Origin of the sequence: Crocosphaera chwakensis CCY0110 (genome assembly GCF_000169335.1) — a bacterium.
Classification (GTDB): Bacteria; Cyanobacteriota; Cyanobacteriia; order Cyanobacteriales; family Microcystaceae; genus Crocosphaera; species Crocosphaera chwakensis.
In genome coordinates this window covers 42,837-62,494 of record NZ_AAXW01000024.1, presented here as the reverse complement: position 1 = coordinate 62,494, position 19,658 = coordinate 42,837, and the positions used below count along the sequence as shown (strand labels likewise).

19 protein-coding genes and 1 pseudogene are annotated in these 19,658 nt (G+C 36.7%); 7 read left to right on the top strand and 13 right to left on the bottom strand.

Going from position 1 to position 19,658, the window contains the following annotated elements; genetic code table 11:
• Nucleotides 1-20 precede the first annotated feature (20 nt).
• Together CY0110_RS15590 and CY0110_RS15585 are read right to left on the bottom strand one after the other, a co-directional pair.
• A complete protein-coding gene (locus tag CY0110_RS15590; protein ID WP_008276440.1) occupies nucleotides 21-1,301 on the bottom strand; it encodes a GUN4 domain-containing protein in 1,281 nt (426 codons plus the stop codon).
• Nucleotides 1,302-1,350: 49 nt separating this feature from the next.
• Complete coding sequence (locus CY0110_RS15585) at nucleotides 1,351-1,872, bottom strand: COP23 domain-containing protein (protein ID WP_008276439.1); 522 nt, start codon at nucleotides 1,870-1,872, stop codon at nucleotides 1,351-1,353.
• 198 nt (nucleotides 1,873-2,070) lie between these two features.
• Between CY0110_RS15585 and CY0110_RS15580 the strand changes: the two genes are divergently transcribed.
• Complete coding sequence (locus CY0110_RS15580) at nucleotides 2,071-3,057, top strand: sirohydrochlorin chelatase (protein WP_008276438.1); 987 nt, start codon at nucleotides 2,071-2,073, stop codon at nucleotides 3,055-3,057.
• Between the two features lie 340 nt (nucleotides 3,058-3,397).
• Here the strand turns inward: CY0110_RS15580 and CY0110_RS15575 are convergent, their stop codons facing one another.
• The 5 genes from CY0110_RS15575 to CY0110_RS15555 are packed head-to-tail and all read right to left on the bottom strand — an operon-like array spanning nucleotide 3,398 to nucleotide 7,774.
• On the bottom strand, nucleotides 3,398-4,036 hold the full coding sequence (locus CY0110_RS15575; protein ID WP_008276437.1) for a cytochrome c oxidase subunit 3: 639 nt from the start codon (nucleotides 4,034-4,036) through the stop codon (nucleotides 3,398-3,400).
• A gap of 2 nt (nucleotides 4,037-4,038) precedes the next feature.
• The gene (ctaD, locus tag CY0110_RS15570) at nucleotides 4,039-5,712 is read right to left on the bottom strand and encodes a cytochrome c oxidase subunit I (RefSeq protein WP_008276436.1); all 1,674 of its coding nucleotides are present in this window, start codon (nucleotides 5,710-5,712) and stop codon (nucleotides 4,039-4,041) included.
• A 47-nt stretch (nucleotides 5,713-5,759) separates the two neighbouring features.
• Nucleotides 5,760-6,668 (bottom strand): cytochrome c oxidase subunit II, encoded by a 909-nt coding sequence (locus CY0110_RS15565; protein ID WP_008276435.1) that lies wholly within the window; start codon nucleotides 6,666-6,668, stop codon nucleotides 5,760-5,762.
• A gap of 3 nt (nucleotides 6,669-6,671) precedes the next feature.
• Nucleotides 6,672-7,283, bottom strand: a complete 612-nt coding sequence (locus tag CY0110_RS15560) for a DUF2231 domain-containing protein (protein WP_008276433.1) — start codon at nucleotides 7,281-7,283, stop codon at nucleotides 6,672-6,674.
• Complete coding sequence (locus tag CY0110_RS15555) at nucleotides 7,280-7,774, bottom strand: DUF2231 domain-containing protein (RefSeq protein ID WP_008276432.1); 495 nt, start codon at nucleotides 7,772-7,774, stop codon at nucleotides 7,280-7,282. The genes CY0110_RS15560 and CY0110_RS15555 overlap by 4 nt, the downstream gene beginning before the upstream one ends.
• A gap of 186 nt (nucleotides 7,775-7,960) precedes the next feature.
• On the opposite strand from CY0110_RS15555, the gene CY0110_RS15550 reads away from it, so the two are divergent.
• Together CY0110_RS15550 and CY0110_RS29980 are read left to right on the top strand one after the other, a co-directional pair.
• Entirely contained in the window at nucleotides 7,961-9,382 is a 1,422-nt protein-coding gene (locus CY0110_RS15550; RefSeq protein WP_008276431.1) for an NAD(P)/FAD-dependent oxidoreductase, read from the top strand.
• Between the two features lie 2 nt (nucleotides 9,383-9,384).
• Nucleotides 9,385-9,525 (top strand): annotated as a pseudogene (locus CY0110_RS29980) (sirohydrochlorin chelatase); the annotation flags it as partial.
• A 23-nt stretch (nucleotides 9,526-9,548) separates the two neighbouring features.
• Here the strand turns inward: CY0110_RS29980 and CY0110_RS15545 are convergent.
• Nucleotides 9,549-11,009 carry a DASH family cryptochrome gene (locus CY0110_RS15545; RefSeq protein ID WP_008276429.1) on the bottom strand — a complete coding sequence of 487 codons (1,461 nt, stop codon included), beginning with the start codon at nucleotides 11,007-11,009 and terminating at the stop codon, nucleotides 9,549-9,551.
• 313 nt (nucleotides 11,010-11,322) lie between these two features.
• Complete coding sequence (locus CY0110_RS15540) at nucleotides 11,323-11,877, bottom strand: Uma2 family endonuclease (protein WP_008276428.1); 555 nt, start codon at nucleotides 11,875-11,877, stop codon at nucleotides 11,323-11,325.
• Nucleotides 11,878-12,214: 337 nt separating this feature from the next.
• Between CY0110_RS15540 and CY0110_RS30425 the strand changes: the two genes are divergently transcribed.
• Entirely contained in the window at nucleotides 12,215-12,373 is a 159-nt protein-coding gene (locus CY0110_RS30425) for a hypothetical protein (protein ID WP_008276427.1), read from the top strand.
• On the opposite strand, the gene argJ is transcribed toward CY0110_RS30425, so the two are convergent.
• The 4 genes from argJ to CY0110_RS15520 form a co-directional block, all read right to left on the bottom strand.
• Complete coding sequence (gene argJ / locus CY0110_RS15535) at nucleotides 12,351-13,595, bottom strand: bifunctional ornithine acetyltransferase/N-acetylglutamate synthase (RefSeq protein ID WP_008276426.1); 1,245 nt, start codon at nucleotides 13,593-13,595, stop codon at nucleotides 12,351-12,353. The two genes, CY0110_RS30425 and argJ, sit on opposite strands and share 23 nt — an antisense overlap.
• Before the next feature lie 206 nt (nucleotides 13,596-13,801).
• Nucleotides 13,802-14,791, bottom strand: coding sequence for a hypothetical protein (locus CY0110_RS15530; RefSeq protein ID WP_008276425.1), 990 nt, complete (start codon nucleotides 14,789-14,791; stop codon nucleotides 13,802-13,804).
• Between the two features lie 8 nt (nucleotides 14,792-14,799).
• Nucleotides 14,800-16,017 carry an ATP-binding protein gene (locus CY0110_RS15525; RefSeq protein WP_008276424.1) on the bottom strand — a complete coding sequence of 406 codons (1,218 nt, stop codon included), beginning with the start codon at nucleotides 16,015-16,017 and terminating at the stop codon, nucleotides 14,800-14,802.
• 51 nt (nucleotides 16,018-16,068) lie between these two features.
• A complete protein-coding gene (locus CY0110_RS15520; RefSeq protein ID WP_008276423.1) occupies nucleotides 16,069-16,476 on the bottom strand; it encodes a hypothetical protein in 408 nt (135 codons plus the stop codon).
• 436 nt (nucleotides 16,477-16,912) lie between these two features.
• On the opposite strand from CY0110_RS15520, the gene typA reads away from it, so the two are divergent.
• The 3 genes from typA (at nucleotide 16,913) to CY0110_RS15505 (ending at nucleotide 19,405) form a co-directional block, all read left to right on the top strand.
• Nucleotides 16,913-18,706, top strand: a complete 1,794-nt coding sequence (gene typA, locus CY0110_RS15515; protein ID WP_008276422.1) for a translational GTPase TypA — start codon at nucleotides 16,913-16,915, stop codon at nucleotides 18,704-18,706.
• 223 nt (nucleotides 18,707-18,929) lie between these two features.
• Complete coding sequence (locus CY0110_RS15510; protein WP_008276421.1) at nucleotides 18,930-19,181, top strand: type II toxin-antitoxin system HicA family toxin; 252 nt, start codon at nucleotides 18,930-18,932, stop codon at nucleotides 19,179-19,181.
• 2 nt (nucleotides 19,182-19,183) lie between these two features.
• Nucleotides 19,184-19,405: a type II toxin-antitoxin system HicB family antitoxin gene (locus CY0110_RS15505; protein WP_008276420.1), complete on the top strand. Its 222-nt coding sequence runs from the start codon at nucleotides 19,184-19,186 to the stop codon at nucleotides 19,403-19,405.
• The last annotated feature ends 253 nt before the right edge of the window (nucleotides 19,406-19,658 follow it).

Here is a 19,658-nt window from a genome sequence, read left to right as displayed (position 1 = left end):
TATCTTTGCTATTCTCTGTTTCATAATTGGCACTCAGAGAGTCTTGGCGTTAAATAAGACATTCGACTATAAACCACCGCAATATTTAAGCCCCAACTCCAACGGGGTAAATGACCAGGCGGGGCATTAAGAGAGAAATTAAGGTCATCATATAAATAATACTCCGGCTCATTGGGATTGTCTTGTTTTGTCCATCCTACTTGTTGAGAAAATTGACGATAAATATTGATATCAACGGTTTCAGATAGCTCCAAACTTTGATAAATTCTTTGTTGCACACTCAAGCCAAATTTGCCTTGGGAGTATTCTACCCAGAGGCGATCAATAGTTTGTAAGTCTTCACAGGCAATATCTTCTAATTCTGTACTGGTGATAAACCCCGAATTATCTTGATCTCCTGCTTTTGTCATCAGATCGTAGGTCATTTCGTCAGCCTGTTGCCATTTTTGCTGCTGTAATAGATTTTTCAACCCTGTATAATCAACCCCTGTGGTTTGCGACACTAAGGTATTTGTCGGAGAATTTTGAGACGGTTGAACAGGATCGATAATAATGGTGGGAGAGGATGATAAAGGGAGGGGTTGGGGAGGGGTTACTCTGGCCAATAGATCAGGGGTGATGGCAATACCTAGGTTAAACCCTGTTTTAACGTAGATGTTATCGTAATTTGTGCTTTCCGCTTGGGTAGTATCAGCCCGTCCATGAATACCCACAACTTCCCCTTGTTCGTTAAAGACAGGGCCGCCACTCATACCAGGTAAAGTATCATTGGTGTAAACTAAGCCGTAACCATCTCTTAAGTTTCCTGAAGCAGTTGCTGTAATTTTTCCAGGAACAAAGGTATAAATTGACGCATCAATGGCCGTAGTAGGTAAAGGAAATCCAGACACATAGACGGTTGTTCCTTCTATCAGTGTTTCTCCGTTTCCTAATTTAGCGGGTTGATAAATGCGATCGCTATTAAATTCAAGAATGGCTAAGTCCATCCCTGAAATGGTTTCTATCTTATTCGTATTAATTAAATGGCGTTTTTGGTCAGAGGTGACCACATAAGCTTCTTCTCCGGGGTAAATATTCCCGACCACATGGGCAGCAGTAAAAACACGATAAGTGTTACCCGTTTTATCAATAATAACCCCAGTACCGTTACTCCCTGGTCCTTCAATTAAAATGGTGACATTTTTAGCCATACGACTAATTTGCGTCGCTGATAAAGCCATAACAGGAAAAGTGGGAACATTAAGTATCATCACTATTGTTCCCACTGTGGGCATTAAATATTGATAAAGATGGTTATTCATGGAGATGAAAATGGGCGATCGCTTCCTAGCTTATCCCTGAAAGAAAACTCTATTTTGTGGGATTTTGTTTAGCTTGACTCAGATAATCTTCAAAATTGATGTAAACTCGACCTGAGGTTTCATTTAATGGTCCACTAGACCGAAATCGTACCGCCATTAATTGTTTTAGGGTTTGAGTGGGGTCAGTACCAGGTTTTAAGGTAAATAAAAGACCTTCGCAACCGCCACCTTGTCTTTGAGTAACACAAACGACAGGCATACGGTTCATCCGTCCGGTGGTTAAGTATTTTAACTGTCCATTGTTATAAAAGTATTGAAAACGACCGGATACTAACTGACAACGGGTACTCGCATCATAACCAGAGTCATTAAAATACTCGGACTGCCATACTAAAACAGGAACACTTTCTTGCTCTGGTGTTTTTGCTAAGGTGGTAGGAACCCCTTGCCAGTTTTGACACAGAAAGTTAGTACCGACGCTTTTGGCCTGCATCGATGAGTTTAAGCCAAAACTGCTCATTCCCATTGTCGCCCCAACAGTGACAACAGTTGCTAATAGATTTAGTCTCATAGTTTACTCTTTTTGTCAATCACAATAAACTTTTTATAATATAACTAATCAATTTTAAATTTTTAACGGATCTCCTGGCCAGTAATATCTGAAGTCCCCCTACCCCCCATTTCCCCAATTTTCAAAGTTCGCTACCATAACAGAGCATGGACGATAAACATCGCTACCTTACACCATTACAGGAGTTTGAAACCATTAATGTCCACTCTGAAGCTAGATAAGCGTGACTGTCTACAGTCTCTTCATTTTCACCCTTTACCTTTATCCCGTCCCCTACTGATGATTGGTCATGGAACCAAAGATAACGACGGAAGACAAACCTTTCTGGACTTTGTGGCTGCTTATCAAGCATTAGATACGTCTCGCCCCGTTATTCCTTGTTTTTTAGAACTGACAGAACCCTACATCCAACAAGGGGTAGATTATTGTGTGTCTCAAGGTTACACTGATATTTCTGCCTTACCTATCCTTTTATTTGCAGCGCGTCATAACAAGTTTGATGTTACCAATGAACTCGATCGCACTCGACAGCGTTATCCTGAGTTGCAATTTCATTATGGTCGCCATTTCGGGATTACTCCCAACCTGCTAAAATTGTGGCAAGAACGCTTAGAAGCTCTAGATCGCCCCGAAGCTAACCCCAAGCAAATTAAACGGTCTGAGACGGTCTTATTGTTCGTTGGCAGGGGTTCTAGTGATCCTGATGCCAATGGAGATGTTTGCAAGTTAGCTAGAATGGTATGGGAAGGTAGCGGTTATCAGACTGTAGAAACTTGTTTTATCGGTATTACTCATCCCCGTCTTGAAGAAGGGTTTAGACGTGCAAGCTTTTATCAACCTAAGCGTATTATTGTTTTACCCTATTTCTTGTTCACTGGGGCGTTGGTTAAAAAGATTTTTCGCATCACTGAAGAACAAAAAGCGGTTTATCCTGACATCGACATGACTTGTTTACCCGAAATGGGTATCCATCCCCAACTATTACAGGTAGTCAGGGAACGAGAGTTAGAGATACAACAAGGAAAAGTACAGATGAACTGTGAAATGTGCAAGTTTCGTCTTGCTGTAGTGGATGATCATGGTCATCATCATCATTCTCATGATCATTCCCATCACCATGATACTGCGATCGATCCTTATGCTAAGGTCGAAGACTATCATCAGCGTATTTGGAAAACCCCTTAAGCTGAGTTCGGAGTTCGGAGTTAGCAGGAATAGTTGGCTATTTTTGTCTAACAGAATTATAAACTTTTTCGTTAGCTTTTACTGAGTTTAGGAAGAAGTAATACTTTTAACTTGTGAACTTGGAGTCTATTCGTTTACGGAAGATAAAGACAAAAAAATTAGCCAAACGTTCATTTTTTTGACTTGAGTGTTATCAAAAGGTTGAAGATTTTTGTGTCTTCAATCTTTTTCAATTATCGAGGTATGAAATGATCTACTAGTGTTTCTCAGACTTATGGTACACATCTAATATTTCTGGTTTTGTTAACGTGGTTTAAATGCTTAATAGCTTAATTACCTCTTAAGAGAAAAAACGATTGACAAAGCTCAATCCACTTGTTCCCCAAAGATAAAGAAGAGAGAATAAAATTACCCAAATTCCGTCTACAAAATGCCAGAATAAAGATACGGAAATTACACCATAATGACCTCGATTATAATTACCAGGAATAAAAGAACGAACTAACATTAACATCTGTAAAAAAATGCCAGCAAAGACGTGCAGCGAATGAAAACCAGTCAATAAATAAAAAGTTGCCCCAACTAACCCAGTGGATAACCCAAAATCTAAGCCTTGCCATTCTTTAAAAGTACCAACTAAAAAGTAGGTTCCCATCACCGAAGTTGTGAACCAAAGTAAGCGAAATCCTATTAAATTTTGCTTTTTTAGTGCTTGCTCGGCTAAATAAATAACAAGACTACTAGATAATAAAATAATCGTATTAATCCATACTGCTAACGATAATTCTGGCCCCGAAACTCCAGGAGGCAACCAAGGATCAGTAGACAAACGAAGAATAATAGAAGTTAAAAAAAAACTGACGAAAATCATACTTTCTGACAGCAAAAAGACAGCAACACCGAATAAAACGTTACCTTTTTTTCGTTTCCTGGTATCTTTTAATGGTGTCCCCAAGATATTATCAATAAAACTTGTCATAATTAATTACCATGTTGTTTAATGGCTTCTTCATTAGTAGTATCCACTGTAGAATATTGGGGTAAACCATAACTATAAGGTGCTAAAGTAACAGTCGGAATACTTTCAAAATTTTCTGGGGGTGGGGGTGAAGAAATTGACCATTCTAAACCGGTAGCGTGCCAAGGGTTATTAGGTGCTTTCATACCAATAAAACAAGAAGCAACCATATTTGCGATAAACGGTAACGTTGCCATTCCTAACAGAAATGCCCCTAAACTCGCTAGAATATTCCAACCTGCATATTGGGGATCATAGGAAGAAATACGTCGAATCATGCCTTGTATCCCCAAAGGTAACATCGGAAAAAAGGTTAAATTTGCTCCTATAAAAGTCAGCCAAAAGTGAAGTTTACCCCAACCTTCATGATACATTCGCCCTGTTATTTTCGGAAACCAAAAATAAATCCCTGCAAATAAGGCCATCGTAATCGTGTTGTAGACAATATAGTGAAAATGTCCCACCACAAAATAAGTATTATTGACGTGAAGATCAAAAGCGATCGCTCCTAACATCACCCCTGTAATACCACCCAAAATAAACATCACCACTCCACCAAGGGCAAATAACATGGGGGTATCTAAATGTAGTTTGCTTTTCCATACCGTTGCTGTCCAAGAAAAGACTTTAACCCCTGTAGGAATAGCTACTAACATCGTTGAAAACATAAAGAAAATACGCATCCAGCTAGGAGTACCACTGGCAAACATATGATGAACCCAAACGGAGACACTGACCACAGAAATGCCAAAAGAAGCAATAGCAACTGATTTATAGCCAAATAAAGGATTACGAGTAAAAGCTGGTATCACCTCCGAAAAAATGCCAAAAGCAGGTAATACCATCACGTAAACGGCAGGATGAGAGTAAAACCAAAATAAATGTTGATAAAGAACCGGATCACCCCCTGATGCTGGCTTAAAAAAAGTTGTTCCAAAGGAAAGATCAAAAAAGAGCATAATTGCTGCACTCGTCAAAACTGGTAGGCAAAACAACTGTAATAACTGTGCGCTGAGTACAGTCCAGACAAAAATTGGCATCCGAAAAAAGTGCATTCCTGGCGCACGCATTCGTAAGATTGTGGTCAAAAAATTAACCCCACCAAGAATAGAGGAGACACCCAAGAAAATAATGCTTAATAACCAAATACTTTCCCCATTAATGGGATAACCCGTCGGATTTTGGATACTAACAGGAGGATAAGACCACCAACCGGCTTGGGCTGTGCCACTGGGTAATAAAAAGCTAGATAATAAGAGAATCCCTCCAACTGGAATCATCCAAAAAGCGATCGCATTCAGTTTAGGAAAGGCCATATCTTTCGCCCCGATCATCAGAGGAATCAGATAATTAGCTAACCCCACTAACGAGGGAATGATCCATAAAAAGATCATCACTGTCCCATGAAGCGTAAATAAGCCATTATAAAGAGAACGATCTACTAAATCAGAGGCAGGGGTAATTAATTCACCACGCATGATCATGGACATGATGCCAGCAATGAGGAAAAAAATAAAGGTTGTGACTAAATATTGAATACCAATCACTTTATGATCGGTATTAAAAGTGAAATAGCGTTTCCAGACCTGTTCTTTGACTTGAGATTCATCAACGTTTGTAATGCTTGAATGAGTCATTATATTTAATAAGATTTGGGACACAAAAAATTATCCGCTGTGTATCCTTAGAAATGTGCTTTTGCGCTTTTGATTTCTGGAATAACAGGTTTCACGGTTGGCCAATGACTTTGAATGAGTTGTTGAGAGGGATGGGTGTATTCCGTTGCTGCTAAATTCGCTTTTATCTCTTTATTCTCAGTTGAGTTTAACCACTGACGATACCCTTCAGGGGAATCTATATAGACATCCGCTTCCATTAAAGCAAAATAAGTCCCACTAAATTGAGAATCATGAAGCTTGTATTTACCTTGTTTTTGTGGTGTAAAGGTAAAATCTAGGGGATGATTAGGAATGATATCTTGTTTAAAGCGAAATTCTGGAACATAGAAACCATGAATCACATCTTCTGCTTCTAAAATGAGTCGCACAGGTTGATTTTGAGGTAGGTGAAGTTCAGAGGTAGTAATATTAGCTTGAGAATAGTGAAATGTCCACTCCCATTGTTTGGCAATGACTTCAATTTCTTCGATGAAATTAGGATTAGTTTGGGCGACTAACGTTGCAGGGGTTTCTGAACGATTTGAAGCCTTCAAATCAATGATTTTATTTAACCCCTCAAGATCCAACTCTTGATAAATTGTCAGGCTTTGCCAACCAATCCATAAGACTAAAAAGGTTGGGATAGCCGTCCAGAAAAATTCCAGTCTAGCATTACCTCTAGAGGGATGTCCTTCGGTGTAGTCATTTTCTGCAGCCCGACAAGTAATAATAGAAAAAAGAATCATTCCAACTACGCCTAAAAAAACGAAGGTTCCTAAAGACACTAAAAAGCTAAATAAGTTATCAACGTGTTTTGCTTCTGCTGTTGCTGCAATTGGCATCCAATGATAAGCTTGTTGTCCTAACCAATAACTAATAATAATAGCGACTGCAACACAGATGAATAAGGCAATTTTTTCTAACAGTTGAGTCATTTGTTATAGTCCTCGGAGAACCTGATTAGGATTTTGTCCTTTTTGTAATAAACTGGCTGCTGTGTTATGAATGGCAAACTCGTCTCCCATTTGCGCCCCTAATGTTCCGTGTATAAATAAAATAATTAACATTAAAAAACCGATGCCCAGATAACTCCATTGCACCTGTCGAATTTGCGTTTTACGCCAACAATACCGTTGATAACCCCGCCATACTGTTAAAATTGCGATCGCGCTTAACAATAAAATCCCACCGACTCCATGTAAAATCATGGTTGAACCTGCTCCTAAACCCCAGCTACTTTTTTGAGTTAGGGAAGGTTGAGCTAACATTATTTCAAAAAAACCTGCCGTTACAGTGAAAAAGGTGATAAAAGTGGCTGCGACTAAGTTATACCAACCTAAATCATAAAAATTTGCCCGTCTTGCTCGCAACCCCAGAAATTTGAGGATAGGTTTAGTCAAATAAAACAACGTTCCTGCCCAATCAAACAGAATAGCAATAATAAATAACCCTAACGTAAAGTGAACTAAGATCGGATGCCAAGGAAACTCATAGGGTAAACCATTAGCCCCTAAATTTAAGCCTAGTTGTTTAATTAAGCCTTCATTCACTGCAAAATTCCCTCTTTGGCTGCTTGTACCACCGGTTCAATGTGTAGCCCATAAACCCACACCAAACGAGTCCCAAGATAGACTTGAAAAGTTACTAAAATAATTAATATTGTGGCAATTCCTAAATAAGCCGTTGAAATTTTTTTTAAATTACGAATGCGAATCACATACCGCAATGCTGTGATCATCACAATTAAGCCAGCCAATGACCAACCAATGATAGTATGTAAATTTAAAACAGGTTTTACCACTTCATAAGGTTGAGCTAATCCTGCCTCAAATTGACCAAAAATAATTGCCAAAAAACTAGAAACTGAAGCAACCAATAAATTCCAAAAACTCACCTCAAATAGTTTAAAATTTCCCGTAATATGACCGACAACATCACAAAAAACAGAGAAAAAAACCATCGCAATGACAAAGTGAACAATGATCGGATGAAGGGGATCAGGATAGGGTAAATTACGACTATTCAATAACAAAAGCAACATTGCTTATAGGGTCAACTAACAAGTTTCATTGTAGCAATTGGATTAACTTTCATCCCATTGACAAAAATTTGTCATAAACTTGACATAAGTATGGTTTACATTGCAAACATCAAGATAGAAGCTTTCTTAAAAAATTAATAATCTTTTCATCAAAGAAACCATAGATTTGTTAAGAGGATCGAAAAAATGAATAATTCTACAACTCCCACTATTATTGTCGGCGGAGGCTTTGTCGGACTATTTACGGCTTTACATTTAAGTCATCGTCATTATCCTCATCCAATCATACTGATTGATCCTCAAGAACGTTTTGTCTTTAAACCGTTGTTATACGAATATCTCACAGGGGAGATGCAAGACGAACAGGTTTTTCCATCCTATAAAGAACTTTTAGAAGGAAGTAATGTCACCTTTGTACAAGACACAGTAACGACCATAGAATTACAACAACAGCAAATCACCTTAGCTTCGGGATTAAATTACCATTACCGCCATTTAGTGTTAGGAGTAGGTAATATTCAAGGCTATTTCGGAACCGAAGGGGCTAAAGAAAATGCGTTTCCCTTTCGTACTCAAGAAGATGCCATTAACTTAGAACGTCATCTCAGGGACTGTTTACAAAAAGCTTGTCAAACCGAAAATGCCCAAGAACGCGATCGCTTACTGACGATAGCGGTGGTGGGTGCCGGGCCTTCTGGGGTAGAAATGGCGGCCACATTGGCTGATTTATTACCCAGTTGGTATGGCAAACTAGGGGGTAATATTCAAAAGATCAAAATTGTTTTAATTAATCATGGAACCGAAATTTTATCGGGCGATGTGAATGCCCACCTCAGAGAAACTGCCCTAGAAGCCTTAAACAGTCGTAGCGTTCCTGTAGCGTTACGTTTAGGGGTGAAAGTAATAGCAGTGGATGCCAACAACCTTAACTATCAACAAAAAGATCACCAAGACATTGAACAATTATCTACTCAAACCACTATTTGGACAGCAGGAACAGCTACTAACCCGTTAATTGAATCTTTAGGGGACTCCCTCGGTGATCATAAAAATAAACATGGTTTACCCTTCGTAACCTCCACATTGCAACTGTCTGAGTTTCCTGAAGTCTTTGCAGCCGGTGATTGTGCCGTTGTCGAAGAACATCCGTTTCCGCCTGTTGCTCAAATTGCGTATCAACAAGGGGCCGATATTGCGGATAATTTAATGGCTTTAAGTCAAGGGAAAAAACTGCAACCTGCCGATCCGAGTATGCGTGGAACCTTGATGAAATTAGGCATTAATAACGGGGTAGCTGATTTATTCGAGAAAATTCAGGTCACAGGAAAAGCAGGGGATCTCATCCGAAATGGTACTTATTTAGAACTATTGCCCACACCTGTTCATAATTTTAAAGCAACTACCAATTGGTTAACCGATGAGATTTTTCATCATCATTCTGTACCTCAAACCGAAACAAAGACTTCTAAGCAGAATCGAAACGCTATTTGGCTTGGGGGTTTCATCGCTGCGATCGCTTTAGTTGTTGTTGGAATTATCCTATGGCATGATCGTGAACCTTCTCCCCAACAAGAACCCGTTGAACAACCTGTATCCTTAACAACGTGAGCAAGTTTCTTCTTGTTGCGACGAATAATCATGGTCATCACCATAATCATTATTCTCACAATCATTCACATCATCATCATAGTGCGATCGATCCTTATGCCAAGGTCGAAGACTATCATCAGCGTATTTGGAAAACCCCTTAAGCTGAGTTCGGAGTTATCAGTTGCTATGTTGTAGCAGAATTATAGACTTTTTCGTTGGCTTTTACTGATTTAAAAAAGTCTACAACGGGCTTAGGATAGTCAACGCCAATCCTGACATTATATCGTTTTTGTTCGTCTTGAGAAAGTTTCCAAGGTTCATGAATTTTATCCCCTGGAATCATTTTTAATTCGGGTAACCAATGTCTTAAATAGTCTCCTTTAGAATCATAATCTTTTGATTGTTTAGGAATATTAAAATAGCGAAATCCTCTGGCATCATTACCCACTCCTGCGGTGTAATTCCAGTTTCCGTAGTTACTACAAACATCATAATCAATTAACAAGGATTCAAACCATTCGGCCCCCATTATCCAGTTAATTCCTAAATTTTTAGTCAAAAAACTAGCAACATTTTGCCGACCTCTATTAGACATAAAACCTGTTGCTGCAATTTCTCTCATATTGGCATCCACTAAAGGATAACCTGTCTTACCTTCTTGCCAAAGAATAAATCGATCTTGGTCTTCTTTCCAAGGAATATCTAACCCTTGTAAACCCGATTTATAAAATATTTTATTACCATGTTTGGCACAAATAAAACGAAAATAATCACGCCATAATAATTCAAAAATCAGCCAGTAAGTTGAATTATTTTTAACTCTTTCTTCTTCATATTTCTGTACTTCTTCATAAATATAACGGGGTGATAAACAACCATGCGCTAACCAAGGAGAAAATTTAGAAGAATAATCTGCCCCTAACATTCCATTTCTGGTTTCTTTATATTCTTTAAGACAGTTTCTTTCCCAAAAATAGTCTTGTAAGCGTTTGATTCCTGCTGTTTCTCCTCCTTTAAAGTTTAAGACTCCTCTTGAATCAGAATCAGATTTTTTTAATCCTAACTCTTCTAAACTGGGAATATTACCTATTTCAACATCAGGAAGAGAGAGTAATTTTCGGGGAGTAATTAATGTGGGGTTGACAGTGGAATTTTTCTCAACTTTTTTACGAAAACTGGTAAAAACTTCTGGTAATTGATTCACTTCAAAGGGTAAATCATTCCAATGATATAATGTTGCTCCCCAAAATCCTGGGACTTTAACTTTCAGAGGTTTTAAAGCTTGTTTAACTTTCTTTTCTACTTTGGTTTCTTCTGAAGTAACTTCTTCATGAAAATAAACTGCATCTATTTCTAACTCTTTGATTAATTCAGGGATTATTTTTTCAGGATATCCTTTTCTAACAATTAAATCACTGCCTAAGTCTTGTAAAGATTGGCGTAAGTTAGCAACACTCTCTAACAAAAATTGACCTCTAAAATTACCTGTTTTTGGAAAAGCATAAGAAGTGGTTTGAAATTGTCGAATATCAAAACAATAAAAAGGAATAACTAAATCCCCCTCTTTAATCCCTTGATATAATGGTTCATGGTCATGAATTCGTAAATCATTGCGATACCAAATTAAAATTCTTTTATTAGACATACCCACTGATTGGATTTTTTAAGATTTGTTAAGTATAATAACATTGTTATTCTGATATTTAAAATAGACTGATTTTTTGTGCTGCTATTATTATTCAATGATCTAAAAGGAATCGGCGTGTTTTTTGGTGATCGGATCTTTCTTGAGTGATCACTTTTCCTACAGATTTAGCAAAAACTTAGTTTAACAATTACTAATTGCTGGCAGGATTAGGATCGGAATTATGGACTGCGGGCGATCGTAACAGTAGTTTTCTTTATTTACCTGACTATATTATGATAGGTTGTTGCGTTGTCAGGAGGGAACTTCAGTTTTAAGAGAAATATGTTTCTACTTCTAAAACACTTTTACCAAAACAACTATTCACAATGGTTGTAACGAGATCGCTGTTTAAGTTAGGTAGAGATTTGCTTGTCGTTAATTCTAAATATCCTGAATCGCGATAAATAAAGAATCTAATCTTCTTGTTTTCCCACAGCCAAACTTCAGGAATTTTTAAGTATTGATATTTGGTTAAATCGTCGATACTTCCTGAAGTTAAATTTATTTCTACTGCCAAATCTGGCTTGTCTTTGTCTATCTCAAAACAGTAAGCTACATCAGGTTCTTTCCCTTCTTTCCCTTCTTCTTTAAGAGTAGTTTGATTGTAAGGAAACAGTGCAAGGTTGTTTTTACGACAGTAAGTCCAAATAATCGCTCTAATATAATCACCAATCAATTCATGGTTACGTCCTGGCGACACGATAGTAATGACTCCGTTGCGAAATGAGACTCGTTTACTCGGCAAATCTAAACTAATATATTCAGACCAAGTTGTATTAGTGATTGTGGTAATGCGATCGCTTTTTTGTGTTCCAATCGTCAACATTTTTACTTAGGGCATACAGTTACTATTATTGTCTACTAATTTACAATATCAGACTAAAAAATCTAAATAAGAATGACTGAAATAATTTTGCTGGAACCATAGAGTAAACTAACAATACAATTTCAGAGAATTAGTGACCAATGAAGCAAAAAAGTATTGGTTTGTGTGCAACGACTTTATTTTACCTTCTAAATATAATTAGATTTTATCCAAAATGAATTAATTAACATCCCCCAAAAGCATGAAAAAAAATCATCTGTTATGGGGATGTGACATAAGAAACGAAATTGTTTAGATAGAAGTATATTAAATTTAGATAAATTTGAGGAGTGTTACTATGCTATATAAACCGTTAAAAATGATGATTATTACTGCTACTGTTTTAGTCTGGATCAGACTCCTAGCAGGAAGCCTAGAAGTCTTTAATAATCCTAATCAAAGTTTAGTAGATAATCAAACGATCGCTTCAGAATCTAAGTCGTATATTCAGCGTTGATCTTGACATAATCGTAACTTAAATCGCAACCCCAAGCGATACCTTTTCCTGAACCATTGCCAACGCAAACGGAGATTAAAACCGTATCGTCTTGTAAATAAGCTCCTTGTGCAGCTTGTTTCATATAGTTACTAGCTGCAGCGCGATCATATTGCAAAGGTTGTCCATTTTCCATCATGACATACTCACCTAATATAATGCGTAAGTCTTCTTGATGAAACATAACACCAGCGCGGCCTGCCGCCCCGGCAATACGGCCCCAGTTGGGATCACGACCAAAAATGGCAGACTTGACTAAAGATGATCCTGCAATGGTTTTCGCAATGCGTCTGGCCGCTTCGTCATCTGGCGCACCGGATACTTGCACTTCGACTAAACAAGTTGCCCCTTCTCCGTCTCTGGCGATCGCTTTTGCCAAATGTTGACACACCTTGGTTAACATTATCTGCAAGGTTTGAGCATTTTTACTATTCATATCCGTAATAGCCGGAGTCCGAGATTGACCATTGGCCAAGGCAATTAAACTATCATTGGTGCTAGTATCCCCATCTACAGTAATCTGATTAAAGCTTTCATTGGCTGCTTGGCTCAACATTTTTTGCCATAACCCTGTTGAAACCGCAGCATCACAGGTAACAAAGGATAGCATCGTGGCCATATTCGGGTGAATCATCCCAGACCCCTTAGCGATACCCCCAACCCTCACGGGACGATTATCTATCATGGTTTCTAAAGCAATTTCTTTCGTGACTAAATCGGTGGTAATAATAGCTTTGGCTGCTGCTTCGTTGCCCTCTTCGGATAAATTTTCTACTAATTGAGGAATACCGGATCGCAACGCTTCCATCTTTATCCGTTGTCCAATCACCCCTGTAGAAGCCAAAAGAACCGCCTCTGGAGCGATATTTAAGGCTTGGGCTACCAAATCCGCCGATTCTATAGCATCTTGCCACCCTTGTTTGCCGGTTCCTGCATTCGCTTGGCCTGCATTACACAAAATTGCTTTTGCACTGGCTTTTTGTTGCAGTTTTTGGCGACAATAATCGACACAAGCAGCCCTTACCTGAGACGTAGTAAACACCCCTGCTGCGATCGCTTCTACATCGGAGATAATTAGGGCTAAATCGGGTTTTCCTGACGGTTTTAACCCGGCGGCTATTCCTGAGGCTTTAAACCCTTTAGGGGCGGTTATTCCTCCTGTAATTTTACTGTAGTTTTCCATAGTTCATCAAAGTCCTCTGGTGAGATTTATTGCTTACTGTTACTGTGCGATCGCTGTTTTGTCTGTGGAGATCACAACTCGATCTATATTAAAGGTTTGTTTAAAGCTTTTCGGGTTCTCTTCCTTTTTCTTTATTAACTGCTTATGGGTAAATCTATATACCTAGATAATATCTCTATACAATGATCAAGATTTCAACATCAAAATTATCTATTTAATTCTTCATTTTTTGCATAAAGAAAGTTAACCCATTGAGGGATATGATACAGCGTTGAATTAGATTGATTCGATAAGTTACAAGAATTAGCATAAAATCTAGATATTGCTAAAAGAACGTTATCTTCAGCTTTATCTTTAGACAAATAGTCATCTTCAATAATAATTTGTTCTTCCCAGTAAGGTTTAGCTTTGACAGTTTTTAGAATAACTTCTATCAGTTTTCTTTTTTCTTCGGGGGTTATTGTTGAATTATGTTTTAACTTTGTACATTCATTGATCAAACTATTTTTATCAGGAATAGGTATAGATAAAAACTTTTCTATTCGTTTAAGAACATTATCTAAATTTTGATCAATATCTGCATCGCTATTTATATCTTCAATCATATCTTTATAAATTTCTTCTAAGGATAAAGGATTATTTTTATAAGTGATTTTAGTTAAAGGTAATTCTTGTTGTAAATAGTCTTGTAAGTCGGGTTCTAAAAAATAGGCTTCTTTATGTATCCATCCCGTAATAATAATTTTCGATTTATCAATTACATTAGTATTAATAGGATTATTTTCATAAATAGCATGATAAAGTTCTTCGGTAGTTTGATAATGAGGACAAATATTACTTATATCCTGACACTGAATATCTAAGTCAATGAGAATAAATAGTTTCTCTGGAGATAAATAAGAATTATCAGGATCATCATTATGTAATTCAATTAATTTAGGATAAATTCTAATAACATCCGAACGAGAACCACAAGGGATAAAAATAGGTTTTTTATTCCTCCAAGAACTATAAGGAATTGTTTGTTTCCAAAAGTTAGCATCAGGTAAATATTCTAATTCACCAATTTGTTCAGGAGAATGAATATTTAAGTACCCTCTTAGTCCCTCACAAAGAATAACAAGGTTATCTATAATTCTTGTATACTTCAATATTTTACTACAAAATTCTTGATCAGCTTGTTCAACTTCACTCATAATACTATCTATTTTTTAGACATAGGATCTGATAATTTAGGTTTGATGATCTTAACATGACCAGGGGTTAATGCTTCACATAAATAGAAGGAATGGGTTGCTAATAAATATTGATTATCTCCCCAGGATGCTAACTCATTGACTATATTATATTGCCAGTCAGGATGCAAACCGTTTTCAATTTCATCAATAAGAATAATAGAATCATTGATATTATTATATTTAATCCAAGCATATAAACCTAATCTTTTTAATTCCCCATGACTTAATTCTTCGGGTTCGAGTTCAATAACTTCATTTTCTGATATTTTTCGTTTAACAATAATAGAAGTCATATCTGATGAGGGTTTTATATCTTTATCATTTCCTAAAAAGTCATGAAAGTCTTCTGCTAATTCTTTTAAAGCTGTACCATATTCTAAATTATCATTATCAAGAGCAGTTTTAAAATCTTGTTCTTTTGCTTGTTTAAATGCGTGTGTTATTGCTATTATTGATAATTGATTGTAAATGTAAATGTTAGATATTTTTTCTCTTATATCATTGACTTTATTATAGTATTCAGCAAAATTACTATCCATTGATTTTTTTACTTCTTTATCTAAAAACAAAAAAATCTGTGTGGGTGGTGTAACTAAATAAGTATGTTTAGCTGCATATTTTAGCATTCGATAAGATATTTGATGATCATCACTATTTGTCTTGATAATAAGATATTTTTTGTAATCAATTAAAGGATTAACTAACAAAATTTTTCTATTGTTCTGAAAATCTAAAATTCTAGATTCTATTTGTTTTATTCTTGTTTTCCATTCTTTTATTTCTCTAGTATCTCTAGGTATAAGAATTCTTTTATCTTTAATATTCTCAAAATTTTCAATATATTTATCCTGAGTTTTTAATAAGTCAGTTAATTCTTTATATTCATTATTACTATTAGTAATACACTCAAATGTAAGATCAATTATTTGTTCTTGATAAATTAATTCAATTTTAGCAATGAGAGAATCATCTTTTACCGAACTCAAAAAATTCTCTAAAAATTCAGTTTTGTCATCATCCAATGAACAAGTCAACAAAACAAAAATTAATTGTAATAAGGTACTTTTTCCTCCACCATTTTCGCTGCCAATGGGAAAAACAGCAGGTTTTAAACTGGGTTCAAAGGTTAACTCTACATTTTTAAGATTACGAAAATTAGGAACCGAGACTTTAAGTAATTTCATAAGACAAGTTTACCTTTAAAAATCATTATATAAACTCAATACTAAAATAAACTACCAACTATGATAAAAAAAACGAAACTTTCCCCAAGGACTAATATATAGTTTACCAGCTTCTTGATGACTGGGTTGAATACTAACTTCCCAACCTCCATCTAATCTTAAATGAGTAAATCTTTGTTTTAATTCTACTGTTCCCAAAGTTCTTTTTTCACTAAAATCAAACTTAATCGGAATTTTTTGCCAGATAATTTCATCTTTAGTATTTTTTAGGACTAAAACACTTTCATATGGCGTTAATAAGTATGATTCTAGAATATAAGTAGGAATTCCCAAACGAGATAATTTAACTTGAGATTCTAAAGATAATGACTCAATATTTTCCTTATACTCTTGTGAATAATAAGGTCCATCATCAAGATTAAAAAAATGAGGCTCAAAGCGATAGCAAATAACCCACAATTATCCAAAAATAAACAAGAAAAAATTACTTAATGTTATGATAATTTCTTTAACTCTAGTTGCCATAATTTCAGTTTATTTGATATTTTTATAAGGAACAATCCTATCTAATTTATTACCTAACTGAAGTGTAGCTATTTCTCAATCATAAGATTATTGTAAATTCATCCAAAAATTAGCACCCGTATTAAAAAATTTTCCTAACCTTAAAGCTACTAGAATAAGTTTAAATCATAATCTAATTTGCCCACCCTACAATCTAAATGTACCTTACACATATATTGAAGTGATTATTATCATTTTCTTGAATTGAATCAATTTTATACATTTTCTAAAATGTTTTTTATAAAGTTTTTAGTAAAGCTTGGCAAAACTAAGCTAGAATTGTGAAGAAATCTGTAGTAATGTAACTATACTCTTCTCACTACCGTATCCTATGTCTCTTCCCATTCGTAACGTCGCTATTATTGCCCACGTCGATCACGGTAAAACCACCCTGGTTGATGCCCTTCTCAAACAGTCTGGTGTCTTTCGTGAAGGGGAAGAGATTCCCGACTGCGTGATGGACTCCAATACCCTCGAACGGGAACGGGGTATTACTATTCTTTCTAAAAATACAGCCGTTCGCTACAATGACATCCTGATCAATATCGTTGACACCCCCGGACACGCGGACTTTGGGGGAGAAGTTGAACGAGTATTAGGGATGGTTGATGGTTGTATCTTGATTGTAGATGCTAATGAAGGCCCCATGCCTCAAACCCGTTTCGTGCTTAAAAAAGCCTTAGAAAAAGGATTACGTCCCATCGTTGTCGTTAATAAAATCGATCGCCCTCAAGCTGAACCGGATAAAGCAGTGGATAAAGTCTTTGACCTCTTCGTAGAATTAGGGGCTGACGATGATCAATGTGATTTTACCACCTTGTATGCGTCTGGGTTATCGGGGTTTGCAAAAGAAAACCTAGAGGATGAGTCAGAAGACATGAAACCTCTATTTGAAGCAATTTTACACCATGTTCCCCCACCAGCCGGCGACGTAACTAAACCCCTACAACTACAAGTTACAACCCTGGACTATTCTGACTATTTGGGTCGTATTATTATTGGTCGTATTCACAACGGAGTCATCAAAGCCGGTCAACAAGCAGCTTTAATGAAAGAAGATGGTAACATTGTCCGAGGAAAAATCAGTAAATTGTTAGGGTTTGAAGGACTACAACGGGTAGAATTAGAAGAAGCAACTGCCGGTTATATCGTCGCTGTGGCCGGGTTTGCTGATGCGAATATCGGGGAAACCTTAACTTGTCCCGATGAACCCCAAGCGTTACCCTTAATTAAGGTCGATGAACCCACATTACAGATGACTTTCTCTGTTAATGACTCTCCCTTTGCTGGACAAGAAGGGAAGTTTGTCACCTCTCGGCAATTACGCGATCGCCTGGACCGTGAGTTAGAAACGAATGTAGCTTTACGAGTTGAGTCAGGAGAGTCTCCAGATCAATTTTTAGTTTCTGGTCGTGGCGAACTCCATTTAGGTATTTTAATCGAAACCATGCGCCGCGAAGGGTACGAGTTTCAAGTAGCCCAACCACAGGTTATTTATCGTGAAGTCAATGGTCAACCTTACGAACCCTTTGAATACTTAGTATTAGACGTTCCCGAAGAAGCAGTCGGATCTTGTATTGAACGCTTAGGCCAGCGTAAAGGGGAAATGCGGGATATGCAAACCGGCGTTAATGGACGGACTCAGTTAGAGTTTGTTGTCCCGGCCAGGGGTTTATTAGGGTTCCGTGGTGACTTTATCCGTATTACACGGGGTGAAGGTATCATGAACCATAGTTTCTTAGAATATCGTCCTATGTCTGGGGAGTTAGAAACCCGTTTCAATGGGGTGATTATTGCGTTTGAGGAAGGAACGTCTACTTTCTATGCGATGAAAAACGCAGAAGATCGCGGTGTTTTCTTTATTACCCCTGGAACGAAAGTGTATAAAGGGATGATTATTGGTGAACATAACCGCGCTCAAGACTTAGAATTAAATGTGTGTAAGACGAAACAGTTAACCAACCATCGCGCGGCCGGTGGAGATGAATTAGTTCAACTTCAAGCCCCCGAAGAAATGAGTCTAGAAAGGGCTTTAGAATATATTGGTTCTGATGAGTTAGTGGAAGTTACACCAGAATCTATTCGTCTGCGGAAGATGAAAACGAAAAAATTAGCCAAACGCTAAGCTTTATAGGGTGGGCAATGCCCACCTTATAATTATGACGATTATAAGGTAACAATTTTTCAGCCAATTAATGGTAAGAATAATTGCTTGTTATTAACTTGATATGATATTGCCTACACCTTAAAAAAAGTGTGCGCTTGTAATCTTTTAAGGAGAGAAAATAATCAAGGCGCACCGCAAAGCGGATCTCTTCGAGATCCCTCTATTGAACTTATATTATAAGATGTCTAAAAAGCGTAAACTCTTAGCAAAGATTCTTGCTGGTTCAAAGAATATTACATTTGATGAATTAGTTTCTTTGGTGCAAGCTTTTGGATTTGATCTATCACGAGTTAATGGTAGTCATCATATTTTTACCCATCCAGAAATTCCAGAAATTGTCAATCTTCAGAATAGAAAAGGTAAAGCTATCCCTTATCAAATTAATCAATTTTTGACTTTAGTTGAAAAATATGCACTAACCTTGGAGGATTAACCATGAAAGACTATCATATCAATATCTTTTATAGTGAAGAAGATGACGGCTATATTGCTGATATTCCTGATTTAAAATATTGTTCAGCTTTTGGTTCCACTGAAGAAGAAGCACTCAGGGAAGTATTAAAAGCAAAAACTGCGTGGTTAGAAGCGGCCAAAGCTGAAGCGAAACCCATTCCAGAACCTAAATATAGACCAGCCATTTATCAGTTAGTGTCCTGAGTTTTATCACAAATATTATCATTTGATGATATTTTTAAAAAAGCCAAAGAAAATTGGCTAGATTAGAAATGTTACTTTTTGAGTTTTTTTTTAGCATACTGCTATTAGAAGTCAAGATTATCTAAGAAATGAATCATCACTATAATTGGAATATTTATATAATTTGGGCTGAAGAATTGTCTTTTTATTCTAAAATTGATATCAAATATATTAAATCAAAAGGATGTCTATGTCAAAATATTTCTTCTTAGGT